Source organism: Shewanella sp. SP2S2-6, from assembly GCF_031931965.1.
In the GTDB taxonomy this organism is placed as follows: Bacteria; Pseudomonadota; Gammaproteobacteria; order Enterobacterales; family Shewanellaceae; genus Shewanella; species Shewanella baltica.
This window is the reverse complement of the sequence record NZ_JAUOEQ010000077.1, coordinates 1-839: the sequence shown is the minus strand read 5'-3', so window position 1 is coordinate 839 and position 839 is coordinate 1. Positions and strand designations below refer to the sequence as shown.

At 40.5% G+C, this 839-nt stretch carries 2 tRNA genes; both read left to right on the top strand.

From position 1 onward, the window contains the following. The first annotated feature begins 217 nt into the window (after positions 1-217). Positions 218-294 (top strand) — tRNA-Ile (locus tag Q4Q57_RS22030). A 137-nt stretch (positions 295-431) separates the two neighbouring features. Further along, a tRNA-Ala gene (locus tag Q4Q57_RS22025) sits at positions 432-507 on the top strand. Positions 508-839: the final 332 nt, after the last annotated feature.

The following is an 839-nucleotide window of genomic DNA, read 5'->3' as shown; positions in this document are numbered from 1 at the left end:
TCGAAAAATGCTCCTGCATTTTCGACATTCGGTACATCCTTGTACCTTTTGAGTGTTCACACAGATTTGCTTGATAGAAGAAAGAGTAAAAGATGGACCTAGTTAAATAGGTTTATCAAAGATGGGTCTGTAGCTCAGATGGTTAGCACCCCAATCCCTTCATAAAGAGTAGGGTGAGGTCGGTGGTTCTAGATGAACTTAGATTTATCAATAAGATGGGTCTGTAGCTCAGCTGGTTAGAGCGCACCCCTGATAAGGGTGAGGTCGGTGGTTCAAGTCCACTCTGACCCACCAAATCTTCGTTTTCCTTTGTTAAATTAACACTCGTTTAGTGAACTAAACGTCGCGTTAATTTGCCGCGGATAACTTGATTTGGCAAACCAATCCTTTAGAGGTTTGGAACATCTTACTTACTCGCACTGCATGTAAATGGGGCTATAGCTCAGCTGGGAGAGCGCCTGCCTTGCACGCAGGAGGTCTGCGGTTCGATCCCGCATAGCTCCACCATTTACACCTTATTCTGACTTTATTGAAAAGTAATAAGGTATATGCACTATGGATAGAGATGCCAAAGATAAACTTAAAAATTATCTTTGGCTTTTTTAAGCCCGCTCTTTAACAATTTGGAAAGCTGATAGTATTTAATTGCATGAGTCTGTCATGTAATTAATTACAAAACGTTTAATGCGAAAGCATTGAACATGAGTTCTCAAACACTTTATTAAGTGTCTTGAATATTCAAAAGTAAATTATTCTTTGCTGAATAGTTTACGTCTAAGGCGCGTCCACTTCTTTGGTCAGAAGTGAGACAAGTAAAACCAAGCTGGTCGCAATGCGAC